At 68.7% G+C, this 24,070-nt stretch carries 11 protein-coding genes and 1 pseudogene; 7 read left to right on the plus strand and 5 right to left on the minus strand.

Going from position 1 to position 24,070, the window contains the following annotated elements:
- From CF70_RS01990 to CF70_RS02000, 3 genes and pseudogenes are all read left to right on the plus strand, one after another.
- Nucleotides 1–200, plus strand: a pseudogene (locus tag CF70_RS01990) (PspA/IM30 family protein); the annotation flags it as partial.
- Between the two features lie 52 nt (nt 201–252).
- Nucleotides 253–912, plus strand: coding sequence for a YqiJ family protein (locus CF70_RS01995; protein ID WP_035859623.1), 660 nt, complete (start codon nt 253–255; stop codon nt 910–912).
- A gap of 82 nt (nt 913–994) precedes the next feature.
- On the plus strand, nt 995–2,782 hold the full coding sequence (locus CF70_RS02000; RefSeq protein WP_035859626.1) for a flotillin family protein: 1,788 nt from the start codon (nt 995–997) through the stop codon (nt 2,780–2,782).
- Nucleotides 2,783–2,858: 76 nt separating this feature from the next.
- Here the strand turns inward: CF70_RS02000 and CF70_RS02005 are convergent, their stop codons facing one another.
- On the minus strand, nt 2,859–3,836 hold the full coding sequence (locus tag CF70_RS02005; protein ID WP_035859629.1) for a Bug family tripartite tricarboxylate transporter substrate binding protein: 978 nt from the start codon (nt 3,834–3,836) through the stop codon (nt 2,859–2,861).
- A 107-nt stretch (nt 3,837–3,943) separates the two neighbouring features.
- Here CF70_RS02005 and CF70_RS02010 point away from each other — a divergent pair, with 107 nt between their 5' ends.
- Entirely contained in the window at nt 3,944–4,912 is a 969-nt protein-coding gene (locus CF70_RS02010; protein ID WP_051647973.1) for a LysR family transcriptional regulator, read from the plus strand.
- Nucleotides 4,913–5,004: 92 nt separating this feature from the next.
- Here CF70_RS02010 and CF70_RS02015 read toward each other — a convergent pair whose 3' ends face one another.
- Both CF70_RS02015 and CF70_RS02020 read right to left on the minus strand, forming a co-directional pair.
- On the minus strand, nt 5,005–6,003 hold the full coding sequence (locus tag CF70_RS02015; RefSeq protein ID WP_035859631.1) for a Bug family tripartite tricarboxylate transporter substrate binding protein: 999 nt from the start codon (nt 6,001–6,003) through the stop codon (nt 5,005–5,007).
- A 163-nt stretch (nt 6,004–6,166) separates the two neighbouring features.
- Nucleotides 6,167–7,795, minus strand: coding sequence for an acyl CoA:acetate/3-ketoacid CoA transferase (locus tag CF70_RS02020; protein ID WP_035859634.1), 1,629 nt, complete (start codon nt 7,793–7,795; stop codon nt 6,167–6,169).
- Between the two features lie 161 nt (nt 7,796–7,956).
- Here CF70_RS02020 and CF70_RS02025 point away from each other — a divergent pair, with 161 nt between their 5' ends.
- The 3 genes from CF70_RS02025 to CF70_RS02030 all read left to right on the plus strand — a co-directional run bounded on the left by CF70_RS02025 (nt 7,957) and on the right by CF70_RS02030 (nt 9,645).
- Entirely contained in the window at nt 7,957–8,751 is a 795-nt protein-coding gene (locus CF70_RS02025; RefSeq protein WP_051647974.1) for an IclR family transcriptional regulator domain-containing protein, read from the plus strand.
- 128 nt (nt 8,752–8,879) lie between these two features.
- On the plus strand, nt 8,880–9,029 hold the full coding sequence (locus CF70_RS36440; protein WP_160172222.1) for a hypothetical protein: 150 nt from the start codon (nt 8,880–8,882) through the stop codon (nt 9,027–9,029).
- A 70-nt stretch (nt 9,030–9,099) separates the two neighbouring features.
- On the plus strand, nt 9,100–9,645 hold the full coding sequence (locus tag CF70_RS02030) for a GNAT family N-acetyltransferase (RefSeq protein WP_035859636.1): 546 nt from the start codon (nt 9,100–9,102) through the stop codon (nt 9,643–9,645).
- Here the strand turns inward: CF70_RS02030 and CF70_RS02035 are convergent.
- Nucleotides 9,642–10,073: a hypothetical protein gene (locus CF70_RS02035; RefSeq protein ID WP_051647975.1), complete on the minus strand. Its 432-nt coding sequence runs from the start codon at nt 10,071–10,073 to the stop codon at nt 9,642–9,644. The genes CF70_RS02030 and CF70_RS02035 overlap by 4 nt on opposite strands.
- Before the next feature lie 163 nt (nt 10,074–10,236).
- Nucleotides 10,237–23,796 carry a filamentous haemagglutinin family protein gene (locus CF70_RS02040; protein ID WP_160172223.1) on the minus strand — a complete coding sequence of 4,520 codons (13,560 nt, stop codon included), beginning with the start codon at nt 23,794–23,796 and terminating at the stop codon, nt 10,237–10,239.
- Nucleotides 23,797–24,070 lie beyond the last annotated feature (274 nt).

Raw genomic sequence — 24,070 nt, forward strand, 5'->3', positions numbered from 1 at the left:
GCGCGGGTGTCCGCGCCGAGCAGCTCGAACAAGGTTTCAACCGCGCCATGACCGCCGCCACGGGCGTCGCCGGCCTCGGCGTCGGCAGTTCAGGCGCCGACGCCTCCTTGCTGAAGCGGCTGGAAACGCTGCACAAGGAACAGCGCATCAACGAACGGCTTGAGCGCCTGAAGGCCGGGCGCGACGGTATCCGCTCCTGAGCACCGGACAACAAACGCCGATCCCGACCGATTCAGCACAAAAAGAACCCAAATGAATCAGCTGTTATTGCCGGGCAATGCCCCGTTCGTGGTGGCGATTGGCCTGATGGCATTGATCGGCGTGCTGGAGGCGCTGGCCCTGCTGCTGGGCCTCGGCCTGTCGCAGCAGGCCGACAGCTTCCTCGTCACCCATTTCGCCATCGACCACAGCGACGCCAGCGCGGCCGATGCGGGCGCGATCGGCCAGTTCCTCGGCTGGCTGCATGTGGGACGCGTGCCGCTGCTGATGCTGGTGATCCTGTTCCTGACGGGCTTCGCCATCGTCGGCCTGGTCCTGCAATGGGTGCTGGCCGCGGCGGCCGGCCACCTGCTGCCGGTGCCGGTGGCGGTCGTGCTGGCCACGCTGGGCGCCCTGCCCTTCGTCCGCATGACCGGCGGCCTGGTGGGGCGGTACTTCCCGCAGGACGAGTCGTCCGCCGTTTCCGAGCTCGACTTCGTCGGGCGTGTGGCGCAGATCACCGTCGGCGAGGCTTCCAGCGGCAATCCGGCGGAAGCCCGCCTGGTGGACGAGTACGGCCAGCCGCATTACATCCGGGTCGAACCGGATGAGCCGGGCCAGCGCTTTCCTCGCGGTGAAACCGTACTGATCGTCGCGCGCGCATCGGGCACCTTGTATCGCGCCATCGTCAACCCGCGGCCCGACCTGCTGTAGCGGCACCGCAGGGCGCAGCCAGCCAACCCGTCTCTGTCTTTCCACGGTCTCTTCCAAGTTTTCAAGGAGCGTCTGAATCAATATGGATTCCATCATCTTCTGGGGTGTCATCGGCCTGGCCGGCGTAATCGGCCTGTGCATCATCGGTCTGATCTTCTCGCGCCTGTACACGCGCGCCTCCGCCGAACGCGCCTTCGTGCGCACCGGCCTGGGCGGGCAAAAGGTGATCATGAGCGGCGGCGCCATCGTGCTGCCGGTGTTCCATGAAATCATCCCGATCAATATGAACACCCTCAAGCTGGAGGTCAGCCGCGCCTCGCGCGACAGCCTGATCACCAAGGACCGCATGCGGGTCGACGTGGTGGTGGCCTTCTTTGTGCGCGTCAAACCCACCGTGGAGGGCGTCTCCACCGCCGCCCAGACGCTGGGCCAGCGTACGCTGGCGCCGGAGAGCCTGCGCGCGCTGGTGGACGACAAGTTCGTCGATGCGCTGCGCTCCACCGCGGCGCAGATGAGCATGCAGGACCTGCAGGACGCGCGCGAGCAGTTCGTGCAGGGGGTGCAGAACACCGTGGCCGAAGACCTGACCAAGAACGGGCTGGAACTGGAGAGCGTGTCGCTGACCAACTTCAACCAGACCTCGAAGGAGTTCTTCGACCCCAACAACGCCTTCGACGCGGAGGGCCTGACCAAGCTCACGCAGGAAACCGAGCGCCGCCGCAAGGAGCGCAACGAAGTCGAGCAGGACACCGAAGTCTCGGTGCGCGAGAAGAACCGCGATGCGCTGGCCAAGAAGCTGGAGATCGAGCAGCAGGAATCGTTCATGAAGCTCGAACAGGAACAGCAGGTGAAAACCCGCACCGCCGAGCAGAACGCGCGCATCGCCTCCTACGAAGCGGAGCGCCGCCAGGAAGCCGAGCAAAGCCGCATCACCGCCGAGCGCCAGGTGCAGGAGTCCGAGATCCAGCGCGAGCAGGCCGTGCGCACGCGCAAGGTTGAGGCCGAGCGCGATGTGCGGGTCAAGGAGATCGAACAGCAGCGCGTTACCCAGATGGCGGCCATCGAGCAGGCCAAGGTGACGGAAATCGCCGAGCAGGAAAAGGCCATCGTGATCGCCGCCAAATCGGAAGCGCAATCGCAGGCGCAGGGCCGCGCCAACGAGGCGCTGGCTGAAGCGGTCAAGGCCGAGCAGATGGTGGAGACCACGCGGCGCACCGCCGAAGCCGACCGGGCCAAGCAGGTGGCCCTGATCGAAGCCGCGCAGGAGGCCGAAACCCAGGCCGTGCACGTCACCACGCAGGCGCGCGCCGAGCGCGAGGCGGCGCAGATGCAGGCCACCGCCATCGTCGAACTGGCCGAGGCGGCGCGCAAGAAGGGGCTCGCCGAAGCCGAGGCACAGCGCGCGCTCAACGACGCCATCAACGCGCTGTCGTCGGACCAGACCAGCCTGAAGTTCAAGCTGGCGCTGCTGCAGGCGCTGCCGGGCGTGATCCAGCAGACCGTGGAGCCGATGAAGGCGATCGACGGCATCAAGATCATCCAGGTCGACGGCCTCAACCGCGGCGGCGCGGTGGCGGGCACCGGCGACGCGGGCAATGGCGGCGGCAATGGGAATGGAAATGGAAATGGCAACGGCAACCTCGCCGAGCAGGCGATGTCCGCCGCGCTGTCCTACCGCGCGCATGCGCCGCTGATCGATTCGCTGCTGAAGGAGGTGGGCCTGACCGGCGGCTCGCTGCAGGGACTGGTGCCCGGCCTCGCGGCAGCCGCGGCGCACCAGGAGGATGCACAGGTATTGCCGCTGACGCACGCCAGCCACGCCGCCGCCGCCGGGCCAAGGATCGAACCGGGCAGCGCCGCCGGCAACTGACGGCTGGCCGGCTAAGCCGCTGAAAACGGGCCGCACGCATTGACCGCATGCGGCCCGCTTTTTTTTGCCTTCTTGCTCAGTCCAGCTTCGCGCCCGACTCCGCCACCAGCGTCTTCCACACCGGCCACTCGCGCGCGAAGATGGCCTGCGACTGGGCAGGCGTGCTGCCCACCGGACGCAATCCGAGCGCGGAGAAGCGCGCCTGCATGTCCTGCGTCTGGATCAGCGCCCGCACCTCTTCATCCAGCCGCGCCACCACCGGCGCGGGCGTGCCGACCGGCGCCAGCAAGCCGATCCAGCCCAGCACCTTGAAGGCGTTGTCGTCCATGCCGGCTTCCGCGAAGGTCGGCAGGTCCGGCAGCACCTGGCTGCGCTGCGTACCGGTCACCGCGATCGCCTTGAGCTTGCCGCTCTGGATGTAAGGCTTGGCCGACAGCACGCTGGCCACGGCCCACTGCACCTGGCCGCCCAGCAAGTCCTGCAGCATGGGCGCTTCGCCCTTGTACGGCACGTGCACCATCTCCCCGTGCGTGACCTTGCTGAAGTAGGCGCCAGCCAGGTGCGGATAGGAGCCCACGCCCCAGGACGCGTAGCTGACCTTGCCCTTGTGGGCGCGGCCGTAATCGGCCAGTTCCTTGACCGACCTGACAGGCAGCGACGGCGTGGTGACCAGCACCAGCGGCGCATCGGCGATCACATTGACCAGGGTCAGGTCCTTGCGCGGGTCGTAGGGCAGCCTGTTGTAGAGGAACTGGTTGGTCAGCACCGATTGCGTGATCGTGACCAGCAGCGTGTAGCCATCCGGCGCCGCCTTGGCCACCGCATCGGTGCCGATGATGCCGGAGGCACCGGCCTTGTTATCCACAATGATGGGCTGGCCGAGCTTCTTGCTCAGTTTTTCGCCTAACGCACGCGCCACGATGTCGCTGCCGCCGCCGGCCGCGTACGGCACCACCACGCGCAGCGGCTTGACCGGATAGGCGTCCGCCATCGCATGGGAGGTCATGAGGGAAGTGCCGCCAAGGGCCAGCGCGAGAAAAGCGCGTCGAATCATCTGTGTCTCCTGAAATCTTCTTTTAATGGCGAGGGACATGCTTACCGACTTGAGAAAATACGTCCAATGCAATATTTTTCAGTTTTCCATGCATCAAAAGCAAAATCATGGGGCTGCGCCGCCTGCATCATTTCGTCACGCTGATCGAACAAGGCAGCTTTGCGCGTGCCGCCACCGTGCTGCACCTGTCGCAACCGGCGCTGTCGCGCAGCATCCAGGGCCTGGAAGCGGAGTTCGGCAGCCAGTTGCTGGACCGCAGGTATGGCAAGGCGCGGCCCACGGCTTCCGGCAGCATCGTGCTGGAGCGGGCGCGCCGCATGCTGCGCGAGGGCCGGGAGCTGCGGCGGGATCTCGATCTGCTGCGCGATGTGGAGATGGGTGAAGTGCGCGTGGGATTCGGGCCGTTTGCCGCGGCCTTCCTGATGGAGCCGGTGCTGACGGCGCTGCTGGCACGCTATCCAAAGCTGCGCATCGATATCGAGATCGCCGACACGCCCTCGATGGCGCAGAAGCTCAAAGCCGAGCAACTGGACTTCTTCGTCGGTGAAAGCCAGAGCCTGAAGGAGCAGCCCCAGTTGCGCATCGAGCGGCTGCGCGCGCTCGAAACCAGCTTCTTTGTGCGCAGGGACCATGCGCTGGCAGCGCGCGGCGCGATCGCGCTGACCGAGCTGCTGGCGTTTCCCGTGGCGGGGCCGCGCATCCCGGCGCGGGTGGCGGAGTTCTTCCGCGGCCGCATCCACGCCGAAGCCGGCGAAGACGCGCGCGAACTGCTCACCGTGACCTGCGACGACATGCACACGCTGCGCACGCTGATCCTCAACACCGATGCGGCCGGCCTGGTACCGCGGGCCATGATGAGCGCCGAGGAGGCAAGCGGCACGCTGGTGCCGCTGCAGGTGACGCCCGCCATCGACCTCAAGGCCGCCTATGGCCTGGTCTCGCTGGCCGGGCGTTCGCTCTCGCCGGCGGCGCAGGCGCTGGTTGCGCTCGTGCACCAGATACTGCCCGGCCATCCGGCCCTGGACGACGAGCCCCGCGCGGACAACCCCCTGCCGTCCCAGACTGCGGCGCCGTGAAAAGAAAAGGCCGGACAACTCCGCGTGCCCGGCCTTTCCCTCCCTATCGCCCCGGTCCGGCCGGCGGCTGCGGGACACGACTCCCTGTCGCCTCAGTCACCCTTGATGCCGTTGTCCTGGATCACCTTGCCCCACTTCTTGTAGTCGTTACGCATACGCGCCGCCAGTTGCTCGGGCGGCTGGTAGGCCGCGACCGTGCCCGCGCCCAGCATCTTTTCCTGCACCACCGGATCAGCCAGCGCGGCCTTCAGTTCGGCCGACAGCCTGGCAATCACATCCTTGGGCGTGCCGGCCGGGGCCAGCAGGCCGCCCCAGGCGGTTGCCTCGAAACCGGGGAAGCCCTGCTCCGCCACCGTCTTCACATCGGGCGTGAAGCTCACGCGCCTGGCCGAGCCCACGGCGATGGGCCGCAGCTTGCCGGCCTTGATGTGCGGCAGCGCCGCGATCATGTCGGAGAACATCATCGGCACCTGGCCCGCCAGCAGATCGGAGATGGCCGGCGCGCTGCCCTTGTACGGCACGTGCTGCACGTCGAAATGCCCGGTGCTCTTGAGCAGTTCGGTGGACAGGTGGCCAAAGCTGCCATTGCCGGCGCTCGTGTAGTTGAGCGCGCCGGGCTTGGCCTTGGCGCGGGCGATGTATTGCTGCAGGTCGGTCACGTCGGGCATGGCCTGCGGGTTGACTACCATCACGATGGGCAGGTCGTAGGCGGAGCCGACCGGCGTGAAATCCTTGAAGATGTCGTAGCCCTTGCGGCTGATCAGGTGCGGTGCCAGCAGCGTGGGCGTAGCCAGCACCATCAGCGTGTAGCCATCCGGCGCGCTCTTGGCGACGGCTTCCGCGCCGATCGTGCCGGAAGCGCCCGGGCGGTTGTCCACCAGCACCGTCTGCTTGAGCGATTCGCCCATCTTCTGGCCGATGATGCGCGCGGCGGTATCGGTCGGGCCGCCCGGCGGGAACGGCACCACCAGGCGGATCGGCTTGGACGGATAGGCTTGCGCGAAGGCCTGCGGCGCGCACAGCGGCAGCGAAACGCCCAGGATGGCCGCGCCCAGGCGGCGCGAGAAAATGCGACGGTTTGTCTTCTGCATGATGAGTATGAAACGTAATCCAGCAATGACGCGTGCCGGCTTCACAGCCTGCACGCGTCGACGATCCAGCAAAACTAACGGGAAAGACAGGACAAAGCTTCGATGGCCTCCTCCATGGCCGGTCATGGCCGGCCGTTTGTTATCGGGCGGCCAGGCCGCGGCCTCAGAGCCTCAGCGGCCCCGGGCGGAACAGCCGCGCATCCATGGTGCGCAGGTCGGGCGCCACGGCGACCGCAGTGGCGCACTGGTCCAGCACATCGCGCTGCAGGTCGATGCCCGGCGCGATCTCGATCAGGGTCAGATGCTCCGCGCCGATGGCGTCGGGGCGCATCTCAAAGACGGCGCGCTCGGTGATGTAGAGCACGGGGATGCCGAGCGAGGCCACATAAGGGCCGTTGAAACTCAGGTGCGAGACCTGCGGCACGATCTTCTTCACGCGGCCTTCGCGCACGATGCGCAAGGCGCCGTCTGCGGCGTGCACTTCAAGGCCGCCGGCCGTGAGCGTGCCGACGAAGACCACCGCCCTGGCGCTCTGCGTGATGTTGATAAAGCCGCCGACCCCGGCGATCAGGGCTTCGCTGCCTTCGCCGAACTTGCTGACGTTGACGTTGCCGTGCCCGTCCAGCTCGGCCAGCCCGAGGATGGCCAGGTCGATGCCGCCGCCCTCGTAGAAATCGAACTGCGCCGGCTGGTCGACCACCGCTTCCGGATACGCGGAGGCGCCGAAGCTGAGGCCGTCCGCCGGCGTGCCGCCGATCGGGCCGGCTTCCACCGTGAGCGTGAAGCCCTCCACGCCGGCCTGCGCCGCCAGCATGCCGACCGCGGCCGGCATGCCGACGCCAAGGTTGACCACGCGCGGCTGCCGGCGCGCGAGCTCCAGCACCGCGCGCCGCTGCACGATACTGCGGGCGTCGAGCACGATTGGCTCGGCCGGCGCGGGCGCGCTTGCGGTGCTTGCCGCCTCGCCTTGCCACGGTGTGACGTAAGCCGGATTGAACGACTCCGCGAACGTCATCTGGTGATGCGCCGGCTCCTCGCTCACCACCACGTAATCGACCAGGATGCCGGGCACATGGATGGCCTGCAGGTTGTCGTGGTGATCCACCAGCGATTCCACCTGCGCGATCACGATACCGCCGGAGTTGTGGGCGGCCTGCGCCAGCGCCAGCAGTTCGTGGTGAAAGGCCTCGCGGTGCGTGCTCAGGTTGCCGCGGGTGTCGGCGGCGGTGCACCGGATCAGCGCGCAGTGGATCGGAAAGCTCGGGTAGAACAGGTATTCGTCGCCGCGGAAATCGATCGCCTCGACCCAGTTCGCGCGGCCTTCGGCAATGGCTTGCCGCGCGCTTCGGTTGACGGCGCCGCCATGGTAGCGGCTGTCCTGCGCCGTACGCGGATCGACAAAGGTGTGCAGGCCGATCTTGGTCATCACGCCGGGCTTGCCGCCGGCGATGGCGCGGTACAGGTGCGTCAGCACGCCCTGCGGCAGGTTGTAGCCTTCGCACTGCTCGGCCATGGCAAGCGCCGCCAGCCGCGTGGCGGAACGCCAGTGGCCGCCGACAATGCGGCCGGTCATGCCGGCATTGCCGAAGTGGTTCACCCCGCGCGCGCCGCGATCGCCCTGCCCCGCCGAATACACCAGCGTCAGGTCGCGCGGCAAGCCGGATTCCAGGAAACGCCGCTCCAGCGCGTCCGTCACCGCTTCGGCATGGCCGGCCCCCACGAAGCCGGCACTGGCCACGGTCCACTGGGATTGCACGAGCGCAGCAGCCTGCTGCGCGCTGATCACCTTCAAGGCTGTCTCCATCGTGTTCTTCTTGCCGGTCGTCTCTCGTTGTGAGTCGGACCGCGTTTTGCGAACATTTGTTCGCAAAACGCATATCATACGGAGTCATGCCGGCTTCGCGCAAGTGCGCTTAGCGCACTAAAATCCCGCTATTTCGTTCTCGCCATTCCATGATCAGCCCCGACGCCCCCCACGCAAACCCGCAAAAAAAGGAAGAGCTGCTCGATTCGCTGACCAACGGCCTGGCGCTGCTCCGGCTGTTCGCCTCCGGCACGGGCAGCCTCACCATGCAGGAAGTGGCGGAGCAACTCGACGTCACCCGGGCAGCCGCGCGGCGCCTGTTGCTGACGCTGCAGCACAACGGATACGTGGCGCAGGACGGCCGCGACTTTTCCATCACGCCGCGCGTGATGGACCTGGGCTTTGCCTACTTTGCCTCGATGGACCTGCCGCGGCTGGCCGGGCCCTACCTGAAGGCGCTCGCGGTGGAAGCCGGGGAGACGTGTTCGCTGGGCGTGCTCGACGGCGAATCGGTGACGCTGGTGGCCCGCGAGGAGCCGCAGCAGATGCTGCGCGTCGACATGGGAGTTGGCCGCCGCATGCCGGCATACGCGCACTCGCTCGGCCGCGTGCTGCTGGCGGGGCTGGACGACGCGGCGCTCGATGCCTATCTCGCGACGGCGCAATTGCGCAAGCTCACGCCGTTCACGGTCAGTTCGCGCACGGCGCTGGCGCGCACGCTCAGGCAGGTACGCAGCGATGGCTACTGCACGCTGGTCAGCGAACTGGTGGACGGCTACGCGGGCATCTCGGTGCCGCTGCGTGCGGCCTCCGGCAAGGTGGTGGCCGGGCTGGGCTTCAGCATGGTGCTGGGCAGCCGCGACGCGGCGCACCTGCTGCGCCACCACCTGCCGCCCCTCAGGCGCGCCGCGGAGGAAATCGAAGCACTGCTGCGCACGCGCTGAATGGCGCCGGCGGGCCGCCGGACTGGCGCGTAAGCCACATTGGCCACGCTTTGCCCGAGCCCGAGGCGCGACAGGCGCGCACGGCCTAGAATGGAAAGCGGGCCAGTTCATTGCCACAGGAGCGCGCCATGATTGCCTCGATCGTGCTGACTTTAGCCGTCCTGCTGCTCTATGTGTTTGCCGTAAGGGCAGTTTTCTTCCGCAAGTCGGTGGTCTACCCCACGCACACCCACCCCCTCCAGTACTGGTGGCACCGGCTCACGCACCGCCGCGGCTGACCACCGCGAGGCCATTGCCTGCCGCCGGCCCGCCGGGCCGGCACGGACCGTGTTTGACCGTACCACCCGCATGACTATCAGATCGATCGACTGGACACGCGACGGCGCCGGCATCCTGAATCTCGACACCAGCTACCGGACCGATCGCATCTACGCGGTAAGAAGCGGCCCGCTCGGCATCTGGCTGGTGGAACAAGTCCTGGGGCAGCCCGTACTCAACCACTACGACGCGTCGGGCTTCGAGCAGGATTGCGCGCGGGCGGATCACGCGCTGGTCTTCGAAAGCGCCAACGGCGTCATCCGCGGCTTTGCCACCGTCAAGCTCGAGCCATGGAACCGGTCGGCCATGCTGAGCGCGATCTTCGTCGCCCCGTCATTTCGCGGCACCGGCATCGGCCGCGTGCTGCTCGGGGAAATCAACCGCCTGCTGCAAGCTACGCCAGCCCGCTGCCTGCGCGCGGAAACGCAGAATACGAACTATCCCGCCATCGGCTTTTACCGTGCGCTGGGATTCTCGCTGTGCGGGCTGGACTGGGATCTGTACGACCCAGACACCGCAGGCACGGAAACGGCTCTGATCTTCACCCGGCCTGTCGTGCGCAAGACCGCTGTCTAGGCACCGTGCCGAGGCGCATGGCGAAAGCCTATCCAGGCATGCAGGACACCAGCATGCGCGAACGAAGCGATGCCGAACGCGAGGGCAATGCCTGTGCTCCACAGCGCCACCTCGATCCCGGGCGCGGAGGCATCGGCCGTGCCCACCACCGGCGCCACCATTTCCGGCAGCGCGCCCGTGCTCCAGCCCAGGATCAGGAACATGGCGCAGCCGGCCGACATGCCGCAAGACAAGTAACGCACGGCCAGCATCCTGCGCCGTGTGAAGGCGGCCCGCCGATGCAACTGGTTGATCCGCAGGATCGCCACGGCATTGGCGAGCGCCACGATGACCATCAGCGACGGCCAGAAGAACGGATGATCGCTGCGGGCGTCGCGCATCAGCAGGACGCCGATGGTGAGGAACGTCGGCGCGGCCAGGGTCGCCATGCAGAAGGACAAGGCTTGCCACGCCCACCACGGCCTGCGCCAGAGCAGGCCGGGCAATGGCCCGCCTCCCGCGGCAGCGCTATGCGCGAGTCGCTCCATCCCTGTGTCCCCGGCCATATCGAGGCCCACCCGCGCACCACATCCGGATGGGCCCCGCTCCGCTTCAACGCTGGAGATTGCGGCGCTCCGTGGCGGTCAGCTGGCTGAGCTGCGCTTCGCTCAGCTCCATCTGGCCCAGCACCTGCACCACCCCGTTGGGGTCGTAGCTGGCCGGCGCTGCCCTGGCCCCTTCCCTGGCCTTGGGCGTGGCATCGTCCCCATCCGTCCCAAAGCCGAGCACGCGCACGGTGAAGATCGACGGCAAGCCCTGGCGCGCCGCGGTGCGCTCGCGCTGCATCGCGTCCTGCGCGGCGCTGACCGCCTGCGATGCCACCGCGCTGGCGTTGCTCAGCGCGCCGACGTTCACTGAGGCCAGCACGGGAACGCCGGTCGCCTTGCCCTGCACCTGGATGTTCTCGGCGTTGACCACCCGCAGCGCTGCCAGGTTGACGTTGCCGGACACGCGGATGCCGGCTTCGCCCGCGTCGATGGTGCCCAGCGGCGCGATCAGGTCGATGTCGCCCGGCGGCACCTCCGGGATCGGGTTGAGCGTGGCAATGCCCGCGCCGGTGTTTGGCGTGGTGGGCGACAGGGTGACCAGGCCGATGCTGTCGTACACGCGCCGCTGCGGCGTGTAGACCACGGTGGACTTGGAGCCGCGCCCGGCGTTGATATCGCCCTGCGCCGACCACGCCAGGATGTTGCCTCCGAAGGTGGTGAAAATGCGGCTCTGCCCCAGCAGGATGCTGCCGTTGGCGTAGATCTGGATCTCGCCCGCCCCCTGCGTCAGCACGCCCGAGCCTTCGCCGGGGACGAAGCCGCCGTCCACGCCGACCAGCGTGCGGCCACCCGGCGTCATGATGTTGACGTCGCCGCCAAAATCGGTATGGATGCCGGCGTCCAGCAGGTCGTACACCCCGATGGTGGCAGGCCTGCCTGCCGCGTCGTGCTCGTCGCGCCGCAGGTAGGTGACGCCCTTGAGCGGCCGCTTGGTCGCGGGGGCATAGGTCGGATCGGCGTAGTAGTTGGCGCTGCTGAACATGGTCAGGTCGCCCTGGTAGGCTAGCGCGTTGCCTTGCGCGTCATGCGTCGGAAACAGCGTGCCGATAGCTTCGCGGCCGCGCAGGTAGCTGCCTTCGCGCGGGCCGCCCGCCTGGTTGAATTCGCGGCCGGATGCCTTGAGCTCAGCGTAGTACACATTGCGCAGGTAGGCGCGCTGCTGCTCGGGCGGCAGCGCCGCGAAGAACCGCCGCGCGTCCATGCTTGCCGGGTCGAAATGCAGGCCCAGGCCGTTGTGGCCGCCGAAGCGCTCGCGCAGCCAGTTGACCAGGTGCAGCTGGCCGGCCAGCCCGTACTCGCGCTGCAGGTCGCGCCTGGTGGCGGGCTCGCCGCTGGCCGCCGTTTGCTGGCGTGCGCGGTCGAGTTCCGCCTGCTTGCCTTGCAGCCAGGCTGGCGCGCCAGCCTCGTCGCCGGCGTAGCCGAACTGCGCGCGCAGCCAGTCAATCAGCTTCAGCTCACCGCTGTAGATGGTCACCGCCTTGCCCGGCTGAGCAGCGAACGCCCGGCCCGGATCGGCCAGGTTGGCCGGGTCCAGGTAGCGCGCGGCGAAGGCGTTGAAGTCCGGCCCGTTGCGCCCCACGCCCACGGCCACCGCAATGCCGGCGCCGCTGCCGCGGCCGCCCGGCGTCACGTTGGCGGCGACCGGCCCGATGCTCTTGAGCTCAGCCTGGTCGGCCATGTACAGGTCGCGCCCGGCGGTGACTTCCAGCAAGCCGGGGCCGGCCACGTAGAAGCTGCTGTAGCGGATGTCGCGGCCGGCGGAGACCACCGATACATCGTCCGCGTTGTCGTGCACGATCAGGTTGCCGCGCGCGCTCCCGGACTCGATCGCGGTGGGTTTTTCAGCGAACGTGCCGTCTCCGCGGCGGGGCGGCATGTACCATCCGAGCGCCCCGTCCGGCGCCAGTTCGTACTCGCCCAGCGAGGTCCCGGCATTGACGAGATCGCGTCCCGCGCGAATCGCCACCGGCCCTCCGCCTTCATACCAGGTGCTGTACTTGCCCGGTGCGCCAAGGTTATTCCCGCGATAGACGATCGTCCCGGTGCGCAGGCCGATGATGTCGCCCTCCACCGCGTAGAAGCGGGCCGGCTGGCGGCCTTCGGCCGCATAGCCGGAGGCTGTCGGCGACGTGAGGCTGAACAGCGGGTAGACCTGGCCGCCGCCCGCGGCCGTCATGTTCGCCAGGAACGCGCTGGACGGCAACGCGTCCGGGCTGATGTTGCTGACCTTCACCGTGCCGTAGTGGATCTTCTCGGTGCTGCCCACGAAGGCGGGATTGAACGGGTTGGGCAAGGCCCTGGGGTCGGCGCCCGACTGCGTGACCGCATAGCCGGCGGCATAGATGGAATCGGCCGCCAGCAGCTCCAGCTGGCCCGCGCCGGTGCGGGCATACTGCGGACCCACCGGCGACGGTGCGAGTATCACCCCGGTGGCGGACTGTACCGGCTTGTTCGTGCCGTCAATGGCGCCGGTGCTTGCGTTGCCGTAGTAGAGACTGCCGCCGGCCGCCACCGCGCGCAGCATCGACGGCATGACGAAGCGCCCGTCGGTGGCCGAGTGGTTGCCGGCGCCCCGGTCATCCGCCGCGGCGGTGGACGGCGTCATATTGCCGCCCGCGCTGAACAGGTCGATGCCGGTGGCCGGTGTCCACAGCGAGAACCAGGTCCAGCCCTCGCCGTTGTAGCGGATGCCGTTGGTGGTAAAGGGCGTGCCATTGTTGTTCAACCTCACCCGGCCAGCGTCGCCGACCCCGCCCAGCACCAGGTCGCCTCGCGTATCGATACGCACGCCGGCGTCGCCCGGCACCAGCACCGGCCCGCCGCCGGCGATGGACGACGTGGCCTTGTACACGTCGTAGGCACGCGACTCTTCCGGGTCGGCGCGGTCGAAGCGCAACTCGATGCCACCCACCGAGCCGGCTTCCACGCGCAACGCGCCGCGCAGGTTGACGAAGGTGCTGTTGAGGTCGCTGCGCACGCCCTGGTAGCGGGTCAGCGGGGTAATTTCGCCGGAAGGGGTCGCGAAGGCGCGCACTTCCGCCACGGGATTCAGGCCACCGCCGATGCGGATGTCCAGGTCGCCACCGCCGGTCAGCGTGAGCTGCCTGCCATCGGCCGAGACCCGGCCCGTGCTGGCAACGGCCAGGTTCAGGCCCTGGCTGCGCGACAGATAGACGCCGGCCGCATCCATGCGCGGCGACAGCATGCCGGCGTCGCCGCCGGTCTCCAGCACCAGGTTGCCGCCACCGAGCGTGCCGATGCCGGTGAACCCGACCAGGAACGGCGCGCTCCCGAACAGATCGAAAGCCGTGCGTGGGCCGGCGACATAGCTGCCAAAGTTGACCCACCAGGCGGTAGGCACGCCTTCGCTGCCCGCCACGGCGCTGCCCGTACCCTGGCGCCACAGCCAGTTGCCTACGGCGCTGTTGTCGTAGTGGGGGCGGATCGTGCCGATCGCATCGTCGCGTTGCTGGCTGGTGCCGCCGCCGATCAGGTCACCCTTGACGTCGCCCTGGGCCCGCACCAGCACATTGCCACCGCGCTCCGGGTACCAGGCGCGGTACATGCTCTGGCCGCCGCCGTCGACGAACGGCACGAACGCCGCACCGTCCGCGCCCAGCAGCGTACCGTCCTGCACGCTGGGGAGTGGCACGTCCCTGGCGCGCGGCAGGTTGTAGGCTGTGCCCACATTTGCGGACTGGGTCCCGGCGGTATAAACACCGAAGGGCGATGTCATGGTGAAATCGCCGCCGGAGATCAGGTCCAGGTCGCCGGTGCCGGTGCGCAGCACGCTGAACAGCTGCTGGCGGGCCGGCAGCATCTCATCCTTGTACACGGCGGGGGTGCCGTCCTTGACCTTGACGACCAGTTCGCCCAAGTCAATGTTGTTCAGGTCGCCGATCGCGTCGCCGACGCCAAAGCCCACGACGGGCTCGCCCGGCACGCCCCACCCGAGTGCCACGACATCGGGACCCCACACCCACTCGGATGGCAGGCCCGTCCCAGGCACCAGTGCCTTGCCCGGCATCAGCCCGTAGTGCGTGTCGGCCAGCAGCATGTCCGCGTGCTTGCTGCGGGTCTGCACGGCGCGCGTGTCCGCCGCCTCCGTATCCGCGCCGCTCACCAGCCGTATCGACCACGACTGCGAGCCCTCGGCCAGCATCGGCGCAAGCGCCCAGTTGCGGCCCTGGTTGCCGCTCGCGTCGCCGGGGCGCAGCGTCACCATGGTGGCGTCGCCGGGCAGCTTCACCACGGTTTCGCTCGGTACCACCGCGCCCTTGCGCAGCGTGAGCGCGCTTGCAAGGACCACGCCGTTGAAGGCAGGATCCGCCGAGTCCTTGATGGTGCCATTGGGGAACGGCAGCGGTACGCCAGCCGGCCAGGTCATGGCGGCCACGCTGGCCGCGACCGGCAGGCGGTTGCCGGCATCGAGCTGCATGCCGCCGGCCAGCGACACGTCCCTGGCCAGCACCGTGCCGGCGGCATGGATGACATTGCCCTGCGCGTCGCGCACGGCGCCGCCCAGCACGCTGCCCGCCGGCAGCACCAGGTCCGCCGCCAGCGTGGCGCGTGCCGCCAGCACCGTGCCGGCCCGCAGGCTCATGGCCTTCATCGGCAAATCGTAGTTGAGCGTGCGGCCCGACTGGAAGAAGGTGTTTTCCGCCAATGTCACCAGATCGCCGTGCGGCACCACCACATCGCCGCCCCAGGGCACGCGCCCCTTCACCAGTACCCAGCCCTGGTCGTCCGGCGTGACTGGCAGCACCGAGGCATCGAAGCCATCGGTCAGGCTGCCGTAGACATTGAGCTTGCCGCCCGCGCGCAGCACCAGCGCGCCGGATTCTCCCGAGCCGTAGACGCCGGTCTGCTGCGTGTGCGGATTGACACTGGCGTAGCGGTAGCGCGACAGGTCGATGTCGCCATCGATATGCAGGTCGCCATCGGGCGTGGCGCTGACGATCTCCACGCCGGGACGCAGGTGGAAGGCGTCCGCATAGCCGCGCAGGCCGGCGAGCTTGCGGTTCATCAGGTCGCCGTTGGCCAGCGCCTTGCCCATGAACTTCAGGCTGTCGTCGTGCTTGCGGTCCAGGTAGGCCTGGTCGATCACCTGGTAGGGACGGCCATCCGCCGCCAGGTCGGTCCCGGCGTCCGCGTCCCTGTACGTCCAGAAGCCATTGACGGAGATCGACCGGGCACCGTCGATGCGCACCGCGCCGCTGGCGTCGATGTCGATATCGTTGCCGGTCGCGCCACCCAGGCGCCGGGCATTGAGGTCTACCGTGCCGAGCGTCTGCGCGTTGGCGCCGGCGCGCAGGTCCATGCGCGCGCCGCTTTCCAGGGTGAGCCGGCCGGTGCCGGCGTTGATCTCGATGGTCGCGCGGTTGGGCGCTTCGATGATCTGGCCATAGCTGTCCACGCGCAGCACCGTGCCGTGGGCGTCGAGCACCGCGCCGCCTGCAATGGTGACGCCTTGGCGCCCCGCCAGGCGGATGCTGCCGACCTGCTCGCCACTGGCATCGATGGTGCCGGCCACGGTGAGCTTGCCGCCGTCCACCGATACGCTGACTTCGCGGGCCTTGATTTCACTGCCCACCGTCAGGTCGCCCTGTTTGAGCTGGAAGCTGCGGCTGCCGAAGAGCTTGCCGTCGTTAAGGCGCTGGTTCAGTCCGGTGAAGCCGGCGATATGCTGGCCGCGGATATCCGCGCCGCCGGCCGCGAACGGCACCAGCGTGCCGCCGGCATCGTAGTGGCCACTGCTGCCGCCCAGGATGCTGCCACCCAGATCGACGGTGCCCGCCCCCGCGCCCAGCGCAAGCGCGGTCAGCTTGCCGGCGCGGTTCTCCACGGCGGAGAGGTCGATGCGGGATCCGGCCGACTGGCGCACGTCGCCGTTGCGGCTTTCCAGCACGACATCGCCGCCCCAGCTGTATTTGCTGACGTCGTAGAAGTCGATCTTGCGGCCGGCCAGGTCGAGCCTTGCGCCATCGCCCAGCACCACGTCGCGCTCGGCGGACACGGTGAGCTTGCCGCTGGGCAGCAAGACCGTGCTGTCCAGCGTCACGCTGCCGCCATCGAGGGCGATCTCCGCACCCAGCGCGTCGGCAAGGGTCTTGCCTGTCGGTGCGAGCGGGGCCGCACCGGCGGGCGCCGCCACGCGGATGTCGCCGCCCGCGGTGATCTTGTTCACCGATCCGGCGTGGCCGGTCAGCAGCGGCGTGTTGAGACGGAGATTGCCGCCGCTATAGGCGTGGCCCTTGCGCGTGTCGTCCCATGCGCCTTGCGACTGGTAGACCGCGAGCGAGCCCCTGTGGTTGGCGGTGATGCGCTCGCTGGCGTTCAGGTCGACATTGCCAAAGCCCAGGATCAGCCGGTCCAGGCTGTGGATGGTGTCGGGGCGGCTGCCCGGTCCGTAGCCGAATTCGATCTGCCGGGCATCTGCCTGCAGCCGGCCGCTGCCGGTGCCGGCGCCATTGGCCGCCACAAGTCCCGGCGCATTGGTCGAGCCGTTCCACACCAGGACATCGGTATGAATACGCGCCAGCGCATCGGCATTGCCATAGCCAAAGATCGCCGGCGTGCCCAGCACCAGCCGTTCCAGCGACGACTTGCCGGTGGCCGGGTCGATGGTGGACAGTTCCACCGAATCGTAGAAGCGCACCGCGTCGCGCACGTTCAGCACCAGGTTTTCCAGCGCCGGTGCGCCCTGGCTGGTGTCGCCCTTCAGCAGGCGGTCCAGGATGCCCTGGTTCAGCGTCAGGCCCGCGGGCAGCGCGTTGCGCGCGGCGACAGCCGCGAGCGAGGCTTCGCTGCCGGCGTTGACGCCCCCGACCGACAGCACCAGATTGCGCGTCCCATAGCGGGCCGCGTCTCGCAGGTTGAAGCTCTGGTCCGTGGAAGCGGCGATCGTGCCTTCGGAGTAGAGCCGCGTCACGCCGCTGCATGCCGCACCTGGCGCGCAAGCGCCAATGTCGATGAACCCGGCGCCGCGGGCGGGATCGGTGCTGTAGCCCGGCGCCAGCATGTCCAGCCACCCGTTGGACACCGCCAGCACGCTCAGCGCATCCGGCTGGTAGATGAAGCCCTGGGTGGAATCCCAGGCGGCCTTGCCCTGCCCCAGCGTGTTGATGCCGGCCCCCTGCTCCACCATGATGCCGCCGGCCTTGGTGTTGGTCACGAGGAAGACTTCGGCGGCCTTCAGCACAGCGCCAGTGCGCAGGACAATGTTCCCGGCGCCGGTGTCGAACGTGGCGATGTTGGCGCGCTGCGGCGTGCCCGTGATGGGATCGAGGTAGCGGACCGAGGGCAGGCCGCCGATGCCGATGCGCGACGCGCCGATGGCATTGATGTCCGCGGCGTGCAGCGAGATGCCCTTGAAGCCCGGCGTCGGCGCCGCGCCGGCGGCCAGGATTTCGTAGTCGACGCCGTAGTTGCCGAGCATCAGCGCGCTGCCGCCGAAGCCGCCTTCGCCCGGCGTGTACAGCGTGCTGCCCGCGAAACGCAAGGCAGGCGCATCGCCAAGCGAGCCCTCTCTCGCAGGCAAGGCGAAGTCGAAGCGCAGCGTCTTGGCATCGCGCTCCAGCAGGGCGCGCGGCACGCCGTTGCGCACCGCCTGGGCCTGCGCGAACGCAGCGTAGCTGGTCTCGTTGTACTGCGAGTAGGCGCGCAGCACGTCGGCCGGCATCAGGAAGACCTGCGTGGGCATGGCATTGCGGATGCCGGTGCCGGCAACGCCCATCTGCGCGGCCGTGGTGTACGAGCCATTGCGCATGGCAATGGTGCTGCCCGCCGGCATCGCGCCCGCGGCCATGCCGTTCAGTTCGACGCGGAATGCGCCCGGCAGCAAGGCAAAAGTGGAAGGCAGCAGCGTATAGGTGCCGGCGGGCAGGCCGGGAACGCCGGCGCCGATGGTGATCTGCCGGCCGATGGAGGGGTTGCTGGCCCCCTTCTCGGCGACGACCGGCGCGTAGCCCGCCTGCGCGCCGGGCACGATGGCGTAGACCGGGTTGGTCGCCAGGCCAGGCAAGGTGAAGCCGCCCTGCGCGCCCACCTGCACCAGCGGATTCATGCGCGCATCGACGGAGCCGCCGCGCCCGGCCAGGAAGGCCGCGCCGGTCAGCGTGCCGCCGCCCGTCATGTCCAGCACCGCGCCTTGCCGCACATCGATGGCATGGCCAGCCAGGGTGATGGCCGGGGTGTTGCCCACGCCCTTGAACTCCACGTCCTTGCCGTCATGGATATAGCTGAGCCCGTCGAGCGAACCGCCATAGGGCATGACCAGCCCGCTGGCGCTCACCGAGGTGACGCTGCCCGGCAGCAGGTTGACCCGCCCGGTGACCGTACCCGTGCCCGTGGAGCCCACATTGATCTCGCCCAGCGGCGCGCGCAGCACGCCGCCCTGGTTCACCGTGGCCGCGCTCAAGCTGAGCCGGCCGAAGACGGAGTACGGCGCCTGCGGCAGCGTATCGCCCACGCGCTGGATATCGAGATGGCGCGCGGGGTCGAACTCGCGCAGCAGAGTGCCCCACTCGTTCACATAGTTGCGCTGCCCGACCACCACCGTGCCGCTGTCGCCCATGCCCGGATAGATCTGCGCGGCCGCCAGCGTCAGGTTGCCCGGCACGGTCAGGGATGCCGCGCGGTACATGCGGATATCGCCGCGGCTGCGCAGCGTCATGTCGTCGAAGCCGTTGCGCTCCACCTCCAGCGGCGTGTCCGCGTTGCGATTGATGGTGCCGCGCACGCCGGCACTGACCGTGCCGGCCACGTCCAGCAAGTCCGCCTCGACCCGCAGCGCGGACCCTTGCGCCACCGGCGCCACCCTCGCCGGGAGCCTTGCGGGGTTCGGCATGATGCTGTTGTCGAGCTGGCCGCGGGAAACGCCGGCCAGGCGCACATAGGGCGCGGCCAGGCTGACCGCGGAGGCGGCGCCGGCATGCTCCGCGAGGCCGATGGCGCTGGCCGTCAGGCGCAGGCTCTGCGCCAGTGCCAAGTTCACATTGCCGTCGAAGCTGATGAGCCCGTTGGCCAGCAGCGCCACATTGCCGAAGCCGCCGGCATCGATGCGGTCCACGCCGATGCGCGCGGTACCGTAAGCGAGGGCCGCCCCGCGGTCTCCGGCTTGCAAGCCGTCCGCCAGGGCACTGCCGCCCTGCGCTTGCGCCAGCACCAGTTCGCGCGGCAGGCGCACCGCGTCTTCGACCCCGGCGCCCTTCTCGGTCAGGTTGGCCACCGGGCCGTAATTGGGCGTCTCCAGGCTCAGCGCCAGCGTGCCGCCGGCAGCGCCGTGGCCGCCGGAGGCCGCGCGCAGGCTGCCGTCCAGGAACAGCCCGCGGTAGGAACTCAGCGCAATGACGCCACCGTCGGTCGCCACCGTGGTGGCGCCAAGGCCGGGCAGGTCCAGCACGGCCGAGGTGCCGGAGGCATCCAGGCGCGCGCCGGGGCGCACCACGACGAAGGCATCGGCGGCGTCCACCTGGGTGGCGTCGAGGTCATGGCGCGCGCCAACCTCGATCTTGCCACCCTGGCCGACCTGGCCATAGACGCGCCCGCGTGCATCGACGGCGGTGACAGCGCGGCCCGCGGCATCGAGCACGGCGCCGTTGCCGATCCAGATCGACATGGCATCGGCGATGCCGTTGGGACGGCCCGCGTCGCTGCCGGTGCCGAGCGCGCCGGGCAGCACGGCGATGTTGCCGCCCCAGGCGTTGAGACGGCCATCGATCGTGATCTGGCCATTGCCCTGCAATGTCAGCGCGTGGCCCGGATCGACGCTGACGGTCGCGCCCTCTCCGATGACGAGCGGCGCCCGCGTGAAGACGGAACCCGCGGAAAGCGCGAGGTCCGCGCCGCCGCGTTGCGTCAGTCTGGCCTTGGCCGCATCCTCCTGCCACAGCGGGGGGAGCCAGCGTTCCAGAGCCCCCGCGGGATCGGCACCGGTTGCCAGGGCGTGGCCCGCGGCAACATCAAAGCGCAGCACCGGCATCAGTACATCCAGCGCGGCGCCCCTGGCCACCTGCACGCCCTGGTGGCTGCCCACGGCGTAGCGCGAGAAGCCACTCTGGAACAAGCCGCTGTCGAGCACCAGCAACGGTTTGACCGCCACGGCATCCGGCAGCTTCGTGCCTGCCAGCAGCCTGGTGCCTTCGGCCAGCACCACTTGCCTTGGCAGCGGCGTACCGGCCGCCAGCGTGACGTTGAACTCCGGCACGGGCATGCCGTCCGGAAACGCGTCCGCGGGCACCACGTAGCCCGGCGCCATGCTGCCGGACACGCGGTTCAGTACCGTACCCGCGGGGATCACGTTACCGTTGGAGTAGAAGTTGCCCTTGGTGTCCTGAATGGAGAAAGTACCGTTGGTCCCGCGCGGCACGGTCCATGCTGCCTTCAGGGTGTACGGGCGTGACGTGCTGAAGCCCGGGTTGCCGGCCATCGCCTGCCCTGGCGCGACGATATCGGACGCGAACGTGAAATCGCTGGCGAGCACCGTCCCGGCAGCCAGGGTGACGGCCTGCGCCAGGGTCAGGTTGACCGACACCGATTCACCCGCCGGCAGCAAGCCGCTGTCGGCCAGCAAGCCGCCGCCGACGGCAACGCCGATGCCGGTATCGATGGTGAGCGTGCCGCCGCCCCTGACGCCGTGGCCGCGCAGCTCGCCATCCATCCGCAAGGCGCCGGAGCCCTTGCCAGCGGTATCGTTCTGGTTGGACATCAAGGTGATGCTGCCGCCGCGCCCGCCCTGGAGCTTGCCGCCCGGCAGCAGCGCCGCGCCCGAGGACACGTCGGCCAGGCTGCCCGCGCCGAGCGCGACATCGCCGCTGCTGCTGATCGTGACCGTGCCGCCGTTCGCGTACGGCAGCCCGTGGATATCGGCGGGATCCTGCTTGAGATTGGTCCACAGGCCGCGCGCGTCCAGCTTGACGCCCGGTCCGACCGTGACACCCGGCACATAGCCCTTTTCCGTCGGCACGGCTACCGGGACATCCAGCCAGCCGCCGCCGGCGTCGCTCGTGAACCGGTTGATCATGTTGCCCAGCGCGATGCCACCGCCGCGCGCCATGAGGCCCGCCTTGACATCAACCTGCGTGGCATGCAGCGCGATGCTGCCGCCCGATGCCACCTGCACGTCGCTGCTCACTGCGATGCCATCCATGGCATAGACGCTCAGTGCGCCCAGGCCAAGCCCGTTGAGCCAGCCGGCATCCACCCGGATCTTGCCTTGCAGGTCTTGCGGCAGCGCATCCGTCAGGGCCAGCCCGGACGCGATGCGTTGCACGGCGCCGATATCCACCTGCTTCGCCACGGCTTGCGGACTGTCGCGCAGCGTACCGCCCTTGCTGTCGTAGACCGGCATGAGCTGGCCGATGATCAACTGACCGGCACGCGGTGCGGCGGCCTGGGATTGCTTGTAGCCGTCCAGGCCGCTGTCGGGCGCATTGCGCTGGCGGTCGCCCTGGAATACGGTGGCGTCGATATTGCCCTCCAGCACGGCCGACCGCGTGCCCACGACCACCCGCCCGGCATCGCGTCCGACCGTGTAGCCGTTCTCCAGCCGCTCGCCCGGCGCGATCAGCGGGCTGAGGAAGTATTCCGTGGTGTTCTTGCCCCAGCGCGCGTGCGTGTCCTCGAAGCCGCGATACAGCCCGGTGTAGAGGTTGTCCGCGGGCGCCGTGGCCAGGTTATACAGGCGCCCGTCCGCTCCCTTGAGCCAGGTCTGCCTGATGATGCCGCTCTGCACGTTCAGCGAACCGCCGGAGACGTTGATGCCGGACCCGGCCTGCGTGACCAGTTCGCCGCCGCTGAAGCCCACCGTACCGCCCTGCGCGGCCCATTCGCCGATGCTGTGGCCGCCGGTGCTCAGGTAGCCGCTGACTTCCAGCAGGCCGCCGCCCGTGTACATGCGCTCGGTGGCATAGCCATTGGTGCCCGCGGCGACGCGCACCAGGGTGCGGCGGTCGATCCAGATATTGGCGTTATTGAGCAGCTTGCTGTCGCGGTTGAGCGGCGAGTCCCGCTGCTCGTTGCCCTGCACGTTGACCATGACGTTGTTGGATTCCATCGCCACGCTGACGCCCACGGCGCCGGCCACGTCGATCGCGGCGCGGTCCGCCACGCGCGTGCGGCGCACGGCTCCCACCATCACCTGGCCGCCGGTGGCGAGCGTCATGGAATCGGACTGGAAGTCGACGTCGCCGCTGGAATCGATCTTCACGAGCGACTGGTCGCGCCGGTTGTAGGCGCCGTCGCTGAGCCGGGCGGAATCCTTGACCAGCGTGTCGCGCTGCGCGTCCAGGGCCGTGGCGTTGCTGTCGTCGAGCAGGATGGCGCTGACGCTGTTGGGCGCCAGTGTCACGCGGCTCCCGGTGTCGCCCGTGGCCTTCAGGTGCAGCGTCCCGCGCGTGTTGACCGAGGTGCTCGCGAGAGCGACGCCCTTCTGCTCCACGTTGCTGCCGGCCAGGGTGATGTCGCCGGTCGCGGCCTGGATCCAGCCGCTGTTGCTGACGAGCCCGGCCAGGCTGCCGGCATTGCGCCGCACATCGACTTCGTTGCCGCGTGTGCTCGAATCCTGGTTGGCATCCGTGCCTACGCCCTTGCGGATGATGAAGCTGTCGCCGGCCGCCAGCGTGGTCTGGCCGCCGGGCGTCACGATGGTGCCGCGGTTATGCGCCTCGCGCCCGGCCAGCAGGACGTAGCCGCCGCCTTCCGTCACCGACTGCGGCTTGCGCGTTTCGATCCGGGCGCCGGCTTCCACAACCACGTCGCCTGTGGCATTGCCATGCGAGGAAGTCGCAGTGCCCACGACCAGGTCGTTGGCGAGCGCCGGCACATAGGACGCGCCCAATGCGTCGCTGTAGAGCCCCTTGCGGAACTGCGAATCGGTCATGCCCACCGCGGCGGCCATCAGGTTGCGCGTATTGACCTGGCTGCTGCCCGAGAACACGATGCCGTTGCGATTGACGATCATTACCGTGCCGTCAGCCTTGATCTGCCCCTGGATCTGGCTGGGACGCGCGTGCGGATCGTTGACGCGGTTGAGCACCGCCCAGCTCGGCTGCTGCTCGAAGCGCAAGGTGGTGTTCTTGCCGACGTTGAACGTCTCCCAGTTCAGGATGGCCTTGTCGGCGGTCTGCTGGACGGTAACCTGCGTCCTGCCGTCGACGACCTTCTGCCCGGTTTCCTTGTCCAGCCGCCGCGCATTGATCCAGCCCGCGGTCAGGCTGTTGGTGTCCACCTTCAGGCCGCCTTCGGCCAGGCCGTCGGGGACCGATGGGTCATTCATCGCAGCCTGGCGTGCCGCCGCCTGCGTCGCCTGCATGGCGGCGATGCCGCGCGCCGCCGTATTCAGGTTGTCGATGGAGTGCCGCAGTTGTTCGTTGGCGCGTTGCTGCTGTGCGAGGGGGTTGGTCAGCGATGCTGCCGGCTGGCCGTTGGGCAGGCGGCCGGTTGCAGCGGCCGTGTCCTGCATCATGTTCTTCTGCGCCATCCAGGCGCGGCTGAACGCCTGTTGCGCATGCGCGCTGTGTATTGTCCCGCCCGCCGCCACGAGCAGTGCGATTGCGTGGGCCACGGGCCTGATCGTGAGTATCGTCCTGCTGAATCGCTCCGTCTGTCGCGAAGGCATCTTCTTGTAGTGAACGCGCTTATCCATTCTGGCTTTCATCCCCGTCAAGCAAATTCGGCGAGTCCCGCTCGCGTGTATTGCCTGGCGAACCGGTCTTGCGATTGTGTCCACCGACGGTTTGCTGTCGATGCTCCTGGGATCTAGACCGTTGGGGGCGGGGGAATCGGCAAGGTTTTATTTGAAGATTTTGTGACGGGGGGGATTGGGGGGATTGGGGGGG

The organism is Cupriavidus sp. SK-3 (assembly GCF_000611145.1).
In the GTDB taxonomy this organism is placed as follows: domain Bacteria; phylum Pseudomonadota; class Gammaproteobacteria; order Burkholderiales; family Burkholderiaceae; genus Cupriavidus.